Here is a 17,347-nt window from a genome sequence, read left to right on the forward strand (position 1 = left end):
CGATCACTTCTTAAAAAACCATTGTTTCAGTATTTATCTGATTCACAACAATATTCAGATACGACGATGGATGTTGGTAATTTTCTGATTCTTGTACAACAGTATTTTAAAATACTAAATACTGAAAATCCACAAACTGCAAAAAAATGGCTGAGTGATCATCAGTCCAAAATAGAAGCCACTGTGCAAAAGAATCATCAATACACACAGCGTGAGAATGAGTTTTTAGCTGAGTTTTATGCCCTACTTGAGCAGCCTAAACAAGCTTTATACTATTTAAAACAACTGGAAGTTTCGGATGATGAGGCAACAACTCCCGATTCAATTGAAAATGAACCCAACCTTGCAAATTTAAAATTGAATGCAGAATATCAACGATGGCTTGAACAATATAAACATGATTATGGAGAATACCGTAAAGCAATTCCTAAATTATGTAAAATCACCCAGCTTGAAGCTATTCAGTCATTGGACATTAAAAATTATTAATCAATGAATTTTGATTAACGAATCAGACCTTGCGGTTGCAATATAATCAAGCCAGCACCAATTAAAACAACAACCCCACCCAATAAATCCCAACGAGTCAAACTCACTTGATCAACGAATCTTAACCACATTAATGCTGTAAAAATATAAATCCCACCATAAGCCGCATAAATCCGCCCAGATGCCGCAGGATGTAAAGTTAATAGCCACACAAAAACAGCCAAACTCAATGCGGTTGGAATCCATAACCAATGGCTTTTATGTTGATTTAAAATTAAATAAGGAAAATAACAACCAAGAATTTCTGCAATTGCAGTCACTAAAAATAAAAAAATGTTGTGATTATTTTAGTCAGTTGAATATCCATACAATATAATCTATACCTGAATACATTCTGTTTCACAGAATTTCTAAGATGATAAAGAAGTAGTTTATATCATAAATAGAAAAACCCGTGTAAACACGGGTCATTTTAAAACACTTTGAATTAAGCTGGTTCGGCAGTTTGGTCTTCAAATACTTCCAATGTAAGCCCAACAGCTTTACCGTTTTCTTTCTTCACTGAAACAGCCACATTACCACCATGATCAGCCAATTCACCGAATAGAATCATTTCAGCAAGCGGTTTCTTCAAGTGTTCTTGAATCAGACGTTGCATTGGACGTGCGCCCATTAAACGATCGTAACCATTTTCAGCCATCCAATCTCGAGCACTTTGATCCACTTCAAGAACAACTTTTTTCTCGTCAAGCTGTGCTTGTAATTCTGTCAAGAATTTATCGACTACAGACTCAATGACAGTGGTTTGCAATGCTTTGAACTGAATCACGCCATCCAAACGGTTACGGAATTCAGGTGCGAAGGCACGTTTCATTGCTTCCTGATTGTCATTGCTATTGTCTTGTTCAGTGAAACCGATACTGGTACGTGAAATACTTTCTGCACCGATATTAGTAGTTAAGACAATAATCACATTACGGAAGTCTGACTTACGACCATTATTATCTGTTAAAGCGCCATGATCCATGACTTGTAATAACAAGTTAAAGACATCTGGATGTGCTTTTTCGATCTCATCGAGTAATAAAACACAATGCGGATTTTTATGGATCGCATCTGTCAATAAACCACCTTGGTCATAACCGACATAACCTGGAGGTGCACCAATCAAACGAGAAACAGCATGACGTTCCATATATTCAGACATATCGAAACGAACTAATTCTACGCCTAACAATTTCGCCAATTGTTTGGTGACTTCTGTTTTACCTACACCTGTTGGACCTGCAAAAACAAAGCTACCTACAGGTTTATCTGGTGATTTCAAGCCTGCTCGTGACAATTTAATTGCAGATGCCAATGCTGTAATGGCTTCGTCTTGACCAAACACCACACGTTTAAGATCGCGCTCAAGATATTCAAGTACAGATTTATCATCTTTAGATACAGTTTTCGGCGGAATTCGTGCAATTTTAGACACGATATCTTCAATATTTTCCACTGTAATTAGTGTATCGTCCTGCTCAGCTTTTAAGCGACGTTGTGCGCCTGCTTCATCAATTACATCAATGGCTTTATCTGGTAAAAAGCGATCGTTAATGAATTTAGCTGACAATTCAACAGCTGAAATTAAAGCCATATCATCATATTTAACATGATGGAATTCTTCGAATTTCACTTTTAAACCACGCAGAATATCGATGGTTTCTGAAATTGATGGTTCATTCACATCAATTTTTTGGAAACGACGTGACAAAGCGTGATCTTTTTCAAAAACTTGGCGATATTCTTGGAATGTCGTAGAGCCAATGCAACGCAATGAACCATTCGCTAAAGCAGGTTTAATTAAGTTTGATGCATCCATCGTACTGCCCATACTTGAGCCAGCACCAATAATCATATGGATTTCATCAATAAATAAAATTGCTTCTGGTTTCTTTTTCAAAGCATTTAAAAGTTGTTTTAAACGTTTTTCAAAATCACCACGATATTTTGTACCCGCAACCAATGCGCCAATATCAAGGCTGAACACTTCAGCATTTTGCAGTGGTTTAGGCGCTTTACCATTCACAATGAGCCAAGCTAGGCCTTCTGCAATCGAAGTTTTACCAACACCTGGATCGCCAACCAAAAGCGGATTATTTTTACGGCGACGACATAAAATTTGTGCAGCACGCTCAATTTCTTTTTCACGACCAATCAGAGGATCTGTTTTGCCCTTTTGTGCTTCAACATTCAGATTGAGTGTATAAAGCTCTAAAGGCCCTGCATTTGCAGAAGAACTCGACTCACCATCTAAATCATCTGATTCTTCTTCAACTTGAATTTCTTCTTTACGTGCGCCATGTGACAGATATTGAGTCAAAGTCAAACGGTTGATCTGATGGCGTTTAAGTAAATAAACTGCAAATGAATCACGTTCAGAATACATTGCAACCAGTACGTCAGCACCTTCAACTGTACGATCTCCACCGCTTGATTGCACATGGAAAATTGCACGTTGCAAAATGCGATCAAAACTTTCAGTTGGATGTGGCGCTTGATCGCTGTTTTCGCCTAATTTAGGCGTATGTTGCTCAACATATTCTTCAAGTTCTTTACGCAAAGTTATAATTTCAGCACCGCATGCTTTCAATGCATTTACTGCAGAATCATTATCAAGTAAAGCCAACAATAAATGTTCAACTGTAAGAAACTCATGTCTCTTTTGACGAGCCATGCTAACAGCCAAACGTAGTGAAACCTCTAATTGACGACTGAGCATGAAACCCCCTTATTCTTTTGGCTCAATCTGACAAAGTAACGGATGACCTTGTGACCGAGCGTAGTTATTTACTTGGTTGGCTTTTGTTTCTGCGATGTCTCGCGGATAAACACCAGCTTCACCTTTACCTTCATAATGTACTGTTAACATTACTTGAGTGGCTTGGTCAAGATTCAAAGCGAAGTATTGTTGTAAAATTTCAATAACAAAGTCCATTGGCGTATAGTCATCGTTCATTAAAACGACAGCATACATCGGAGGACGTTTCACTTCTGGCGGTGCTGTCTGCACTGCAACATCATCTTGACCATGGTCTGGATCGTCAGTATTGCTCATGCGTGTGTTCAAATGCCAATCGATATAACCTGAATCGTGGAATGATGATTTCACTTCATTTAAGCTTATTTGACGCTTTATACTTCGCATAATATTTAGATACATAAATTATTGAGAATTTGCTTCAGCTTGTGGAACTTCAGCAGCAAATGCAGCTGTATTTTCAACAGCTTGCCCACGCGACCATGCAAAACGCTTAATCACAGGCGTTGCTCCATTGAGACGAATTTCAATGAATTGTGGATTAAATCCTTTCGGCATTGTCCAACGACCAGTCAAACGCTCATAGTCTGCAAAATTATAGTTTGCATCTTCCATTGGAACAGTCAGCACTTCTATCCCGCTAATTAAACGAATTTCAACTGTACCTGTTGCACGTCGATTGCTTGGACTAACTTGAATTAAATCAACTTGATACTCATAAGCATTTTCAGGTAGTGATTTTACTGCTAAGTTTTGCACCGTCAGACTTAAACCACCACGCTGCTTTAAAACATCACGGTAAATTGCACCTGTGACATCACCTTGCATTTTTTCTGCATTGGCCTTATTCAAAGCTTCTAATAAATCATTTGAATTAGAAACTGCAACATCACGTTCTTGAACTGCAGCATTCAAGTTTTTATTTAAATTGCCTAGGCTTGCTTTTTGTTGCTTAACAACCTCTACCAATTGTTCAGCATCTGCATCATAACCAACTGCCGTCAACCCTTGGCGATGTCCAACGGTATAGCCTAAAAGGGTACTACCGAAACAAAGTACAACACCACCCACGATCAGTGGCATATTCTCTTGTATAAAAGACTTCTTTGGCGTTTGAGTAGGCTGTGACGCGGTATTGGTTTCTGTGTTCTGCATCGTCATCTCTGATTATTGATAAAATCAAAACACACATTTAACCGCAAAGTTAAATGTGTGTGAAGTTATAAAGCGTTTCTTATGGTAATAATCCAATGCCTTGTAAACCAGCATCTTCAGCAAAACCAAACATCAAATTCATATTTTGTACAGCCTGACCCGCCGCACCTTTGACCAAATTATCTTGAGCAGATAAAACAATCAACTTATTCGGCTGAGGTTTATACAAAGCGATACGCAACTGATTTGAACCACGTACAGAACGTGTTTCAGGCGAACTATTTGCTGGCATAACATCAACAAAAGCTTCATTGGCATAGAATTGTTCATAGAGGCTTTGCACATCTGCCGCAGCACCAGCATCGGTCAAATCAATGTAAATCGTGCTCAACATGCCACGAATCATTGGTACTAAATGCGGTACGAAAACAATATGATCAAATACACCCTTTTGACCTGAAATATTTTCTAAAGCTTCCACAATTTCTGGATGATGGCGATGTCCTGACACACCATAAGCTTTAAAGTTATCTGCATTTTCAGAATAGATCATGCCTAAACTAGCTTTACGCCCCGCACCCGAAACACCTGATTTTGCATCAATAATAATACTTTCAGGTTTAACCAATGTTTCAGCTTGCTTAAATAATGGCGCCAAGCCCAATTGTACTGTTGTTGGATAACAACCTGGATTACCAATCACTTGAGCATTTTTAATCTTGTCACGATTCAGTTCTGATAAACCATAAGCGGATTGTTTTAAAATTTCAGGACAAGCATGTTGCATACCATACCATTTTTCAAACTGCTCTAAATCTTGCAAACGGAAATCCGCTGCTAGATCAATAACTTTAGTATTTGCGGCCAAAAGATCTTGAGCATGCTGCATCGCAACACCATGCGGCGTTGCAAAGAACACCACATCACATTTTTTTAATTCTTCAATATTTAAATCTGAATATTTAAGGTCTGTATGCCCACGTAGGCTTGGGAACATGTCATCTACACGGCGACCATCTTCTGTACGTGAGGTCAGTACACTGACTTGAACATTTGGATGTCGTAGTAAAAGACGCAACAATTCAACGCCTGTATAACCTGTTCCACCGACAATTCCAACTGAAATCACGTTCTTCACCTCAATTCAAAAGTATCCATTTTGTCAGGCAGTAGTATGACAGGAAGTTTGATTTTTCCAAACTGTTTTACTTGGGTTTTATGATATTTTGTGCGTCATCAAAACTGAATTCTTTCACGGGTCAATGTTGGTTTTTTTTGATCTAAAATAATGCAGTTCCGCCCTGCACGTTTTGCGTCGTACAATAATTTGTCAGCGGCATCTATACTTTGTGACAAATTGCGCTGTTGTAAAGGTGTTACTCCAAAGCTTGCAGTGAGTGATATTTTTTGCGAAGAAAACTGATCATGCTCTATTGCTAGACGTATTCTTTCAACAACATGATAAGCAGAACCAATCTGTTCAGTTTGCAATAGAATAATGAACTCTTCTCCACCAAAACGCCCCACTAAATCATTTCCACGCACATTTTTACTTATCGTCTGCCCCATTTGTTGTAAAACTTGATCACCCACTAAATGACCATGTGTATCATTAATTTTTTTAAAATGATCCACATCACACATCACCAAAAAGTATTTTCTTTGTGGAAATTGTGCGGTGTTGAATTTTACCGCATCATAAAATCCACGACGATTCAGCAAAAGTGTTAAAGGATCTTTTGAACGTTCGTCATTTAACTTAGAAACAGTATCTCGAACCAAAGTTCCCAATAAAACAATTGCAAACCATAAACTCGATAAAATGCTGGCTGCTAACATCATTAGCCACCAACCAGAACTTATCAGCATATGGATTTCAATACCTTTTAAAAATAGGAAAATAATTAACCCACGAACAAAGGCATATAAAACGATCACCAAATAAGAGTAATCGACAATTTTATTTAAAAAATCTGTTTGTTTATAATGCTTAAAAATAGAAAAAAGAACCAAAGACTCTACTGTTGCAATGGTCAAATTCACAATCAACATTCTTACCCAAAGTTGATCATTTACAGAAGAATAATATGTCAATAATACAACCGCTAAGATGATTAATATTAAAGCCGTTCGAGAATGTGCATTGGCATTTTTTCGCAAAGCCATAGCATAAGTACTTGCCCATGCGCCAAATAAATACATTGCGCCTAAACATGGCGCAAATAAAGTTAATATTTGACTAGACATGAAACTTTGAGCACCCAAAGCAAAGGATGGCACAATATATCCAAGACCTAACCAGAAGAGATATGACGGTGCTTTAAAGAAGAAATGACATATTAAGAGTAAACCTCCCATCAATATCAGGCAGATGGGTACAATTAATAAAAAATAGTGAGTATCTGCAAAATCCACGACTGATATCTTTTAGCTAAATGGGAGAGTATTTAATTAAGCTGTGAAGTTTAAAGCATTTTTTCCGTTTATCCTTAACTTGTGCTTAAAAAAAATCGATTTTTTTGTGATTAAATTAAGGTTTTAATTGGAAAACTTGCAATGAAGCAGTGATTCCCAAATTTCTCATTGAACACTCATAAATTTAACAAATTAAAATGAAGATCAGCGCATCTTGTATTTCGTCATAATCCATGCATAATATTTTAGAGTAATTACTCTAAAATATAAAATAGGAATAACAATGATGATTGGCTCAAGAGAATGGATGAATCTAAGTAATGGAAAATTAAGCTTTAAAGAAAAAACTGAAATGATTAAAGCAGCCCTCTTACCTGCTGTTTTGAGTTATAGCAAAACATTTTTAAAACCAGATTCTAATCCAATAATATTAAAACGAACTGATTTCAAAATTCCAGATACAGCAATCGTGAAAGAAGCAATAGCTGAGTTAGAACACACTGACTCTAAAGCAATTATCAATCATTCATGGCGAACCTACATTTGGGGACTTGCAATGGCGCATTGCAAAAATTGGCAGATAGATGAAGAAAGCTTTGCAATTGCCAGTTTGATGCATGATTTGGGCTTAGTCGAGCATTTAGACCAATACTCATGCCAATGCTTTGCTTTTGAAAGTGCTTTGCGCTCAGAAAATTTATGTTCTAAACATCACTATCCAAAAGAAAAAACCAATAATATTTCCGAAGCGATTTGCATGCATTTGAATGGATATTTGGACGAAAATGACCAAAACATCTCTAAAGAAGTCATACTTTTGCAAAAGGCAACCTCTTGTGATGTTATTGGAACTGATTTATCAAAATTTTCGACAGCTTTTAGAGATGAAGTTTTAACGCAATATCCACGCAACAATTTTAATGTAGAAATGCGTAAACTAATCAAAATAGAAGCTCAAAAGAATCCTCAATCTCGCACTGCTGTTGCAAGGCTCGTTGGATTACCTGTAATGATTCAAATGAGTATTTTTAAGGAATAATGAGATGATCAATCATACGTTCACTCAACAGACGATTCATTTTAACCAACAACCTATTCTTGTGGATATTCATTCAAATCCTGAGAATAAGCAGACGGTTGTTCTACTTGCAGCACTTGGCGTAGCAATCAATAAATATGAGAAATTGATTTCATCACTCACTCAAAATAACATTAATGTTGTGGTGGCAGATTATCCAAATTGCGGGAGGAATATGCCTCTCGTTTCTGCCAATATTGATTATAACTATGCTGATTTGCTGAATAATTTCATTCCACAACTTGAACGAATTGCTTTTGATATCAGTGCTCAACAACCTATCCTATTCGGTCATAGTTTAGGTGGACATTTAGCAACGCTTTACGCTCAAAGCCATGAAAATAAAGTCATTGGTGTTGCAACTGGGAATATTGGTCTAAAAAATTGGGACTTAAAAGGCAAAATCAACATTTTAAAAGCAGTTAGTGTTATCAATGCCATGATTTTAAAAGATGGTTATTTTGCAGGTTATAAAATTTCTTTTGGGAATCGTGAAACCAAGTCTTTGATGCGAGATTGGTCAAAAGTAATCTTCACAGGAAATTATCAACATATCATTGGGCATGAAAAAGTTGTGAATAATGATGCCCTTTTTGTTTATTTAAAAGGTGATGATTTCGCACCAATGAGCTCAATGTTGGGCTTAAGTCGCTATTTTAAACATCCAAAAATTGAAACTGTAGATTTATCGCAACAGCTCAAAGGAAATCAACATGCTATATGGATTAAACAACCTGATGAAGTTGTTAGAGTGATTAAGGATTGGGTAATGAATGCATAAAAGTTGTTTTGTAAATCCAAGTAACCAAATATTGACGTAATTCTAAAGATGTTCTAGTCTTGTTAACAATACGCCCAACACCTCTTCAAGATTTTATATTTTGTACGTGTTGGCTTTTTTATGTCCATAATTGCCAGTCTTTTTTAGAACCTGTTTGTTCTACATCGACATAATTACTATTTTGAATTGGGAAATTTAAATATAGCTCCTTTACACGTTCGCCCCATTTGCTATGTGGACATATCACATTAAGCAATTGCTTCATAATACAAAAATACATAAAAGGTTTTGCGTTATTTAATTGAGCATTAGGCAAAATAGTTTTTGCATCTGAACGATCAACAATATTGGAATTCCATAACCGGCTGTGGTGTGCTGCAATATTTCTTAAATGATTTAAACTTCTTAACCATTGTGCAAAAATTTCTCCGTTTTCAACATTATACTTTAATGCAATCTTATCCTTATCTTTATTTTTTAAACCAGAATATAATGTTGAAATCATTCCAAAATCTAACAATTCGATAGCAACCCAAATAGGCAGATTTCCACTATATTGTTCAATATGATGCTTAACAAAATCGGTCTTTTGGTTACGTTTTATTGCAACATTAAACTTTTCAATCCACACTTGTTGCTGTGTTTTCCCTTTGTTGATGCCCTTATTGATAACTTGCTTTGAAAATTTTCCATGCAATTCTTTTGTTTCCAGATAGGCAAGGCCATTATTCATGCCTAGAATATAAGCAACATCAACTCGAATAGCCATTTCGATTCGTTCAATCGCATCAATGACCAATAAACGTAATTTTTTGTCAAATATATAGAGGTTGATAACTTGTTCAAAAGTCGTCAACTCGAGAAATTCATCAGACTTTTTATCCGAACAAGTCGATTTTTTTCTGAATGGATACCAGTAACCACTTAATCGATAATAACCAATCCGCTCTAAATACTTTAAAGCCTTATCACGATCCGTAATGATTAAACCTCTGTATTCGAGCATATCTAGTTGCTCTTCAAATGACTTCCATTTTTTAATCATTTTGGACATAGCTTATTATTTTATTTATTAAAATTTTAGAGCTCACATTATAAATAATTTTAAACAATTATGCGATCAAATGGTCATCTTTGAACCATTATCAAGCGAAATCATGTAATCTTAATAAGGTCTTTTACCTTTCAACCCACCACCATGGCAACACACCATTTTTTAAAATCTTCCGATGATTTTTAAAATTCAAATCATACTTTTCAACTTCTGCCCAAAACGCAGCACTATGATCAAAGTGTTTAGTATGCGCTAATTCATGTACGCAAACATAACGTGTAATTGCTTTAGTATGTAAAACCAAAGCGCTATTCAACATAATATCATGTCGAGAAGTACAACTCCCCCAACGAGTTTTGGGTTGGCGGACTGAACATTTACCAAACTTTAATCCAGTTTCATGACTCACTTGTTTCAAATAAATCGGTAAATGGTGTTTTGCATAAGCGATCACAAAAGTCTTTAGATATTGTTCAGGCTGACGATCACTGACAAAAAGCTGATGATTTTTCTCATCATAAATATAAGAATTTTTTTGAGTTTGATAAATAAGCTGTAAAGATTGTTCTAAATTAAAAAGCGGCAATTCTGACGGTAGAGTTCGCTCAACTTGAACAATTTTTTCTTGTTGTTTATGCCAAGTTTCAATCATCCATTGTTCAGACTGACTGAGGAAATCTTGGATTTGTCTTTTCGTACAAAACTTTGGCACAGTTAAACGGATCTGCGTAGGTTCTACACGTAAGCGTAAACGTGTTGCCCGTGCATGATGCGTGATTTGAATTTCAGGAAGACTTCGAGAACTAGACAATTTCTAAATCCTTTACATCTTTCATTAAAAAAGAAAACAAACTTCCCCCCTTTGAAAAAGGGGGGATTGAGGAGGGATTAATAACAGAAAAAACACCACATCTCTGTTTTACAAACTCATTAAATTTTTCCTTAAAGGAGAAAATAATTGTCGATGTGATGCCCTTCATTTTCTTAATCCGCTATACGCTCTTCAATACCATTATTGGTCGCAACGATTGCAATATCTGCTTTTTGAATTGCGAAAATACCGTTACAAACAACGCCAGGAATATCATTCAGTGTTTTTTCTAGTTCTAAGGCATTTAAAATATTCAAATTAAAAACATCTAGAATCACATTACCATTGTCGGTTACCACGCCTTCACGGTACGCAGGATCACCACCTAAAGACACAATTTTACGCGCTACAGCAGAACGTGCCATAGGAATGACTTCAATTGGAACAGGGAAATCACGCCCTAGCTGATCAACCCATTTTGAATCATCAACGATACATACGAACTTTTTAGCAATTGAAGCAACAATTTTTTCACGAGTTAACGCAGCACCACCACCTTTAATCATGTGCATATGACGATCAATTTCATCTGCACCATCGACATAAGCATCCAAACCACCCACATGGTTCATATCAACCACTTCAATACCCAATTTTTTAAGGCGTTGTGCTGTAGCTTCAGAGCTTGCAACGGCAGCTTCGAGTTGTAACTCTGGTAAAAGATCAATTAAAAAGTTTACAGTACTACCAGTGCCTACCCCCAAAATGCCCCCTTTTGGTAAGTGTTTTAAAGCGGCTTTGGCTGCTGCTTGTTTTTTCTCATCTTGGGTTGCATAAAGGCTCATGACTTCTCTCAATTAAATTTCAATTTCCTGCACATTTTGCATAATTTTAAAACGCAAATGTACAGCGGTTTGTTACAATGATCGCTCATTTTAAACTGTTAGATGGAAAATTAACATGCTGTCTCGTTTGGTTCGACAAATATTACAGGCAACCGTCTATGACGTTGCAATCGAAACCCCACTCGAAGCAGCGCCACGAATTAGTGAAAAACTAAACAATAACATTCGCTTCAAACGCGAAGACTTACAACCTGTCTTTTCTTTCAAACTGCGTGGTGCGTATAACCGCATCAGTCAATTACCGAAATCTCAGTTGGAACGTGGCGTTATTACTGCTTCTGCGGGTAACCATGCTCAAGGCGTGGCATTATCAGGTCAAAAGTTAGGAATTCGTGCCATTATTGTCATGCCAAAAACCACACCCGATATTAAAGTCCAAGCGGTCAAACGCTTAGGTGGTGAAGTGGTACTGCATGGCGATTCTTTTGATGTTGCCAATAAATACGCCATCCAACGTGCCAAAGACGAAGGCATGAGCTTTATTCCACCTTATGACGATGAATTGGTCATGGCTGGTCAAGGCACGATTGCCAATGAAATTTTACGTCAATGGCGAGATGTGGAATATGTTTTCGTTGCTGTAGGTGGTGGCGGTTTAATCGCAGGGGTTGCAGCTTATTTGGGTGATGTTGCACCGCATGTCAAAGTTATTCCTGTTGAATATGATGAATCTGCATGTTTAAAAGCGGCTTTTGAAGCCAATGAACGTGTGATTTTACCGACTGTTGGTTTATTTGCAGACGGCACAGCAGTTGCGCAAATTGGTGAGAAACCATTTGAAGTGATTCAATTACAAAAATCGGATAATTCAGGTCCTATCGTTGAACGTGACGTTATTTTAGTCAATACCGATGAAATCTGTGCTGCAATTAAAGACACTTATGATGAATGCCGTAGCATCGTAGAACCTTCAGGGGCGATGGCTTTGGCAGGGATCAAAAAATATGTTGCTGAACACGAACTATCAGGCAAAAACATGGTGTCGATCGTTTGTGGTGCAAACATGAATTTCGATCGTTTACGTTATATTGCTGAACGTACAGAATTGGGTGAACGTAAAGAAGCTATTTTTGCAGTGACGATTCCTGAAGAAAAAGGTTCTTTCCTTAACTTCTGCCGTGCCTTACAAGGTCGTAATATCACTGAGTTTAACTACCGTGCCAGTGATGCATCGGCAGCACAAGTATTTGTCGGGATTAGTTTAAAAGCAGGCGAAAAAGAACGTCACGACATCTATGAGGCATTAAAGCTACATTATGATGTTGATGATTTATCTGATGATGAAGTGGCGAAATTACACATTCGTTACCTCGTTGGTGGTCATGCAGACATTGAAAATGAACGACTATTCCGTGTTGAATTCCCTGAGCGTCCAGGTGCATTACTCACGTTCTTAGAACGTCTTGGCCCAACGCATAACATTACCCTATTCCACTACCGTAACCACGGTGCGGCAGAAGGTCGTGTATTGGTTGGTCTTGAAGCGACTGATGCGAAACAAAACCCGGATGGTCTGATCGAAACATTGGAAAGTATTACTTATCCTTATGCAGAGATTACCAATAATTTAGGTTATCAACGTTTCTTAAAATAAATGAAGATTTAAGTAAATATATAAAAAGGAAAGAGTTTTAAACCTCTTTCCTTTTTTATTTCTAAGTTTTCAAATAAAGTCTTATTCAATCAATACTATATTATTTATGGATTGACACATTGACTCAAAAACAAATTAAAATCATCTAAGAAGTTGATTGAATTTTCTATGTCGATCTTGAACAATCAAATAAAGCATAATGTTCAATACTGATATCTTCATCGTGAAATTGTTTATTAAAGTGTTTACAGAATTTTTCGATTTTATGATCTTCATTTGGCACTGCTAACCAATAATAATCATCTGCATAAATCAGCAGCAATTCAAAATTATGCACTTTTAAAAGTGTTAGAATTTCTTCAAATACAATATCAAAAACCTGATCCTGTACATTGTAATAACGTCCAATCACCGCTTTATGCTTTTCAAAATGTGCCAAGATTGGTTTTGCACGTTGACGAATCGTTGTTTGCAGATTTTGACTATCTACATTGTAATCTTGAAAGACCGCACTGCGCTCAATTTCATTTTCATGAAATGCATGACGATCAATTTTCATCATATAAGCACGTAAGTGATTTGCCACTTTTTCTGCAACTAACCAGCCTAAAAATTCTTCAAAATCTTTACGCTTTTTCTTTTTGGGTATTTTTCTTTCCAACAGTTCTGGAAACCAATGCTGGAGGATTTTAAATATTTTTTTATCGTCCATTTTTTATACTTCAACTTAATTTAAGTTTCTCAGAGTGAAAGTCCATCTCCGTGATTGAAGTATATTTATGCTTTTTTAAACATTTATGACAAGAAATGCCTCTATTTTTACATTTCGCCTATTTTATTGCCCTTTTGTAGATTGGCTGATGCAAGGTTTAAATATAAAATGTGTATAAATTAATATGATGATGCCAATGCGAGTTTCGCATGGTGATAAGGATTTTGTAGATTATGGCATTATTTGCTGTTATCGGTTTAGGGAGTTTTGGAGGAGCGATTGCCTTAGAACTCACCAATTTAAATCACGATGTGATTGGAATAGATACCCTCAAAAAGAATGTTGAGAATATCGCAGATCAAATCAGTCACGCAGTGATTGCGGATGCAACAGATGAGCACGTTTTAGATGAACTCAATGTAAAAAACTGTGATGCTGTCGTGGTCGCCATTGGTGAAGATATTGAAGCCAGTATTTTATGTGTCCTACATTTAAAAAATTTGGGTATTGATAAAATCTACGCCAAAGCAAAATCTAAAGCACACCATATGATTTTGTCTCATTTAGGTATTACCAAAATCATTCACCCTGAAGAAGATATGGGGATTCGTGTTGCACAATCACTGAGTTACCCTATGGTTCGACGTTATATGGCGCTGAATAATGATCGCTATATTGTGAAGATTGAAATCGCTGCAAATTTGCAAGGCGCTCAATTTCATACCGTCATGGAAAATTCGCCAGAACTAAAAACGCTGATGTTACAACGTGGCTCTCATGTACTTTATGAAGTTGCACCGGGAACAATTTTACAAGAAAAAGATATTTTAATTCTGGAAGGTCCTGTAGAAATGTTAAGACAATTTTCAATACGTTTTTTATAGTTGTGATCTATGCGTTTATCTAAAAATGAATTGATCGATAAAAAACATAATCGTATTAATCTCAGCCCACCGAGTTTACTTGCTTTAGGTTTTTTAAGTTTTATTATCATCGGCACTTTATTGCTGAAGCTTCCTTTCGCCCATCACGGCGATTTAACATGGATAAACGCACTCTTCACAGCAACCTCTGCGGTTACGATCACAGGTCTGTCGGTAGTGAATATCGGTGAGTCTTTTACTACCTTTGGTCAAGTCATTGTCATGCTACTGATCCAGTGTGGTGGCCTAGGCTTTATGACTTTCGCCATTCTCGCTGCCCTAAGTTTATCTTCTAAAGTTGGGATAAAACAGCAAATTATGGCGCAAGAAACCATTGGGCAAACCAGCTTAGCCAAAGCAACGTTTACTGTAAAAGGTGTTTTTCTTTATTCTTTATTTTTTGAAGCGATTGGTACTGCGATTCTGACCATGGCTTGGTCGCATCACTATGACCTTGATAATGCATTTTTCTATGCACTCTTTTACAGTGTCTCCGCTTTTAATAATGGTGGATTCTCATTATTCCCTAATAGCTTGATGAGCTTCTCTGACCAATATATGGTCACATTCACCATCAGTATGCTCTATATTATCGGTGGAATTGGCTTTGTCGTATTGATGGATATTAAGCGTGCCAAACGTTGGAAAAAACTTTCGACCAACAGTAAATTAATTCTTTCGACCATTGCTGGATTAAATTTATTTGCCTTTATTGTGATCTGGTTAATTGAGGCATCTAATCCCCTTACCCTTGCCCCCATGTCGATTGGCGATCAGGCTTTAAATGCTTGGTTCCATGCCACCGTACCCCGCTCTTCAGGTTTTAATAGTTTAGAAGTGGGTAATATGACCAATGCTTCAACTTTAATTACCATGGTCTTGATGTTTATTGGCGGTGGTTCACTCAGTACTGCGGGCGGGATTAAAGTCGGAACATTCATCATTATGATTTTAAGTGTGATTACATTCTTAAAGCGTTCTGATGAAATTACTGTTTACGGTCGTTCAGTTTCACATCAAGCAACATTTAAAGCACTTGCAGTCATCGCTATTACTTGTTTGTTGATTTTAATTGGTTTCTTCACCCTACTCATTTTAGAGCCCAATAAAAAATTCTTAGATTTATTATTCGAAACGGTTTCTGCTGCCTGTACAGTGGGTTTATCTCGTGGGGTAACTGAGGATTTGCAACCCGGTAGCTTAGTCGCCTTAATGTTTTTAATGTTTGCAGGTCGTTTAGGGCCTTTAACCTTGGCTTATCTCATTGCAACACCAAATAAGAGCCGAGTCAGCCACCCAACGACTGAAATTCAAATCGGTTAGAATCCTAAAAATAGAATTAATTCATTGTGTTAAATAATGAATTAAACTTTCTTGATTGCTAAAACAATAAACCCTCACCTAATTAAAAGATAAGTGAGGGCTTATCAAAAAAGCATTGATTTACCAATTAAAATGATTCAATCATCAATACCAGTTCATTAAAGAAACACCTAAACCGACATAGGTTGCACGGTGATTATAATCAATCAAACTTTCGCCATAACCATCAAAAATTTGCAGATTTCCACGCAACTTACCTTTAATTGGGAATGCCCAATCAAACTGAACTGCGCCATGAGAATCATCACCACCTTTGAAGGAGTGACGTAGCATTAATGAAAAGTCATGTTCATTCCAACGATAGAATGCTGTCATGTCACCACGACCCAAATAATTTTTAATATCTGGGTTGTTATCATCTTTAAAATCTTCTTCCAAACGATACCAAGGACGGAACATCAAGGCAAAATTATCTTTCTCGAAACCAACATTTAACATCACACGATTCCAACTTCTTGAAAGTGGATCTGAACGTCCGTTAGATTGATGATTCAAGGTAACGCCTAATAAGCGACCATTCAGTCCCAACAAATTATAGTTGGTACGGAACATTAAGCTGGCTTCAGGCTCATAATTGGTTTCACGAAATGGACGTGATTCATCTGCATTATAGACTTGCCAACGAGATGACTGAGTGTAGCCTAACCAAAGATCACCATTCTTGCCAAAGATATTTTCAACTGCTTTGGTTTTTAATGAAATTTGGAATTTAGCTTCCATTGATTTTAAATTTTGGTCTTCTTCAACATCATTTTGTGGGTTTGGGCTGTAAGGAAATTCATTCTTTTTACTTGTCCAAAACGCAGGCAATAAATAAACAGGCTGGTGCGCACGAATATTCCACGTCCCTAATTTACTGTCTTGAGAAAGTTCCCAACGTTTATCCAATAAAGAAGTATTCGGATCAATTTTATCGCCATGAATGGCAAATATATTTTCTGCCTTATCTTCAATCTTTTCTTTCAACGTAACAGGCGCTGCTTTCTCAACTAAAATTTCTTCAGCTGCACGCTGTTCTGAAACAATAACAGGAGCAGGTTCACTTGGTGTTTTAAAAATTTTATCATAACAAGCCAAACGATCTGCATTAGACTCTAATGCCACACAGGCTTGTGTACTTGCGGGGCTGATCAGTGCTGCATCATCTGCATGTGTAAGCTCCATCAAACTAAAACTGAGCATCGATAAAATGCTCAGATTCAATGATGTACGTTCAAAATTTTTGAACGACATAAAACTCTCCA

General features: G+C 36.8%; 15 protein-coding genes and 2 pseudogenes. 6 read left to right on the top strand and 11 right to left on the bottom strand.

The features are described 5' to 3' along the window. Positions 1–489: pseudogene (locus GGG_RS21020) on the top strand (hypothetical protein); the annotation flags it as partial. A gap of 14 nt (positions 490–503) precedes the next feature. Here GGG_RS21020 and GGG_RS19675 read toward each other — a convergent pair. The 6 genes and pseudogenes from GGG_RS19675 to GGG_RS19680 form a co-directional block, all read right to left on the bottom strand. Further along, positions 504–856 (bottom strand): annotated as a pseudogene (locus tag GGG_RS19675) (YnfA family protein). A gap of 120 nt (positions 857–976) precedes the next feature. Beyond that, positions 977–3,253 (bottom strand): ATP-dependent Clp protease ATP-binding subunit ClpA, encoded by a 2,277-nt coding sequence (gene clpA / locus GGG_RS0109910; RefSeq protein ID WP_010114526.1) that lies wholly within the window; start codon positions 3,251–3,253, stop codon positions 977–979. 9 nt (positions 3,254–3,262) lie between these two features. Continuing rightward, entirely contained in the window at positions 3,263–3,679 is a 417-nt protein-coding gene (gene clpS, locus GGG_RS0109915; protein WP_010114528.1) for an ATP-dependent Clp protease adapter ClpS, read from the bottom strand. Positions 3,680–3,697: 18 nt separating this feature from the next. Continuing rightward, positions 3,698–4,447: a DUF6776 family protein gene (locus GGG_RS0109920; protein WP_029574529.1), complete on the bottom strand. Its 750-nt coding sequence runs from the start codon at positions 4,445–4,447 to the stop codon at positions 3,698–3,700. A 79-nt stretch (positions 4,448–4,526) separates the two neighbouring features. Then, entirely contained in the window at positions 4,527–5,576 is a 1,050-nt protein-coding gene (gene argC / locus GGG_RS0109925; RefSeq protein ID WP_010114531.1) for an N-acetyl-gamma-glutamyl-phosphate reductase, read from the bottom strand. Positions 5,577–5,683: 107 nt separating this feature from the next. Then, positions 5,684–6,805: a diguanylate cyclase gene (locus GGG_RS19680; RefSeq protein ID WP_050809035.1), complete on the bottom strand. Its 1,122-nt coding sequence runs from the start codon at positions 6,803–6,805 to the stop codon at positions 5,684–5,686. 343 nt (positions 6,806–7,148) lie between these two features. On the opposite strand from GGG_RS19680, the gene GGG_RS0109935 reads away from it, so the two are divergent. Both GGG_RS0109935 and GGG_RS0109940 read left to right on the top strand, forming a co-directional pair. Continuing rightward, entirely contained in the window at positions 7,149–7,901 is a 753-nt protein-coding gene (locus tag GGG_RS0109935) for an HD domain-containing protein (RefSeq protein ID WP_010114534.1), read from the top strand. 4 nt (positions 7,902–7,905) lie between these two features. After that, the gene (locus GGG_RS0109940; RefSeq protein ID WP_010114535.1) at positions 7,906–8,721 is read left to right on the top strand and encodes an alpha/beta fold hydrolase; all 816 of its coding nucleotides are present in this window, start codon (positions 7,906–7,908) and stop codon (positions 8,719–8,721) included. 118 nt (positions 8,722–8,839) lie between these two features. On the opposite strand, the gene GGG_RS0109945 is transcribed toward GGG_RS0109940, so the two are convergent. The 3 genes from GGG_RS0109945 to rpiA form a co-directional block, all read right to left on the bottom strand. Further along, positions 8,840–9,766, bottom strand: a complete 927-nt coding sequence (locus tag GGG_RS0109945; RefSeq protein WP_227500494.1) for an Abi family protein — start codon at positions 9,764–9,766, stop codon at positions 8,840–8,842. A 133-nt stretch (positions 9,767–9,899) separates the two neighbouring features. Continuing rightward, positions 9,900–10,586, bottom strand: a complete 687-nt coding sequence (locus GGG_RS0109950) for a SprT family zinc-dependent metalloprotease (RefSeq protein ID WP_010114538.1) — start codon at positions 10,584–10,586, stop codon at positions 9,900–9,902. 173 nt (positions 10,587–10,759) lie between these two features. Beyond that, entirely contained in the window at positions 10,760–11,431 is a 672-nt protein-coding gene (rpiA, locus tag GGG_RS0109960; protein ID WP_010114539.1) for a ribose-5-phosphate isomerase RpiA, read from the bottom strand. Positions 11,432–11,546: 115 nt separating this feature from the next. Between rpiA and ilvA the strand changes: the two genes are divergently transcribed. Beyond that, positions 11,547–13,085, top strand: a complete 1,539-nt coding sequence (gene ilvA, locus GGG_RS0109965) for a threonine ammonia-lyase, biosynthetic (protein ID WP_010114540.1) — start codon at positions 11,547–11,549, stop codon at positions 13,083–13,085. A gap of 166 nt (positions 13,086–13,251) precedes the next feature. On the opposite strand, the gene GGG_RS0109970 is transcribed toward ilvA, so the two are convergent. Beyond that, complete coding sequence (locus tag GGG_RS0109970; protein ID WP_010114542.1) at positions 13,252–13,797, bottom strand: hypothetical protein; 546 nt, start codon at positions 13,795–13,797, stop codon at positions 13,252–13,254. A gap of 233 nt (positions 13,798–14,030) precedes the next feature. On the opposite strand from GGG_RS0109970, the gene GGG_RS0109975 reads away from it, so the two are divergent. Further along, on the top strand, positions 14,031–14,681 hold the full coding sequence (locus GGG_RS0109975) for a TrkA family potassium uptake protein (protein WP_010114543.1): 651 nt from the start codon (positions 14,031–14,033) through the stop codon (positions 14,679–14,681). Between the two features lie 9 nt (positions 14,682–14,690). Beyond that, positions 14,691–16,043, top strand: coding sequence for a TrkH family potassium uptake protein (locus tag GGG_RS0109980; protein WP_010114544.1), 1,353 nt, complete (start codon positions 14,691–14,693; stop codon positions 16,041–16,043). Between the two features lie 144 nt (positions 16,044–16,187). Here the strand turns inward: GGG_RS0109980 and GGG_RS0109985 are convergent, their stop codons facing one another. Continuing rightward, positions 16,188–17,336, bottom strand: coding sequence for a phospholipase A (locus GGG_RS0109985; protein ID WP_010114545.1), 1,149 nt, complete (start codon positions 17,334–17,336; stop codon positions 16,188–16,190). Positions 17,337–17,347 lie beyond the last annotated feature (11 nt).

The sequence above is a fragment of the Acinetobacter sp. P8-3-8 genome (assembly GCF_000214135.1).
GTDB lineage: Bacteria > Pseudomonadota > Gammaproteobacteria > Pseudomonadales > Moraxellaceae > Acinetobacter.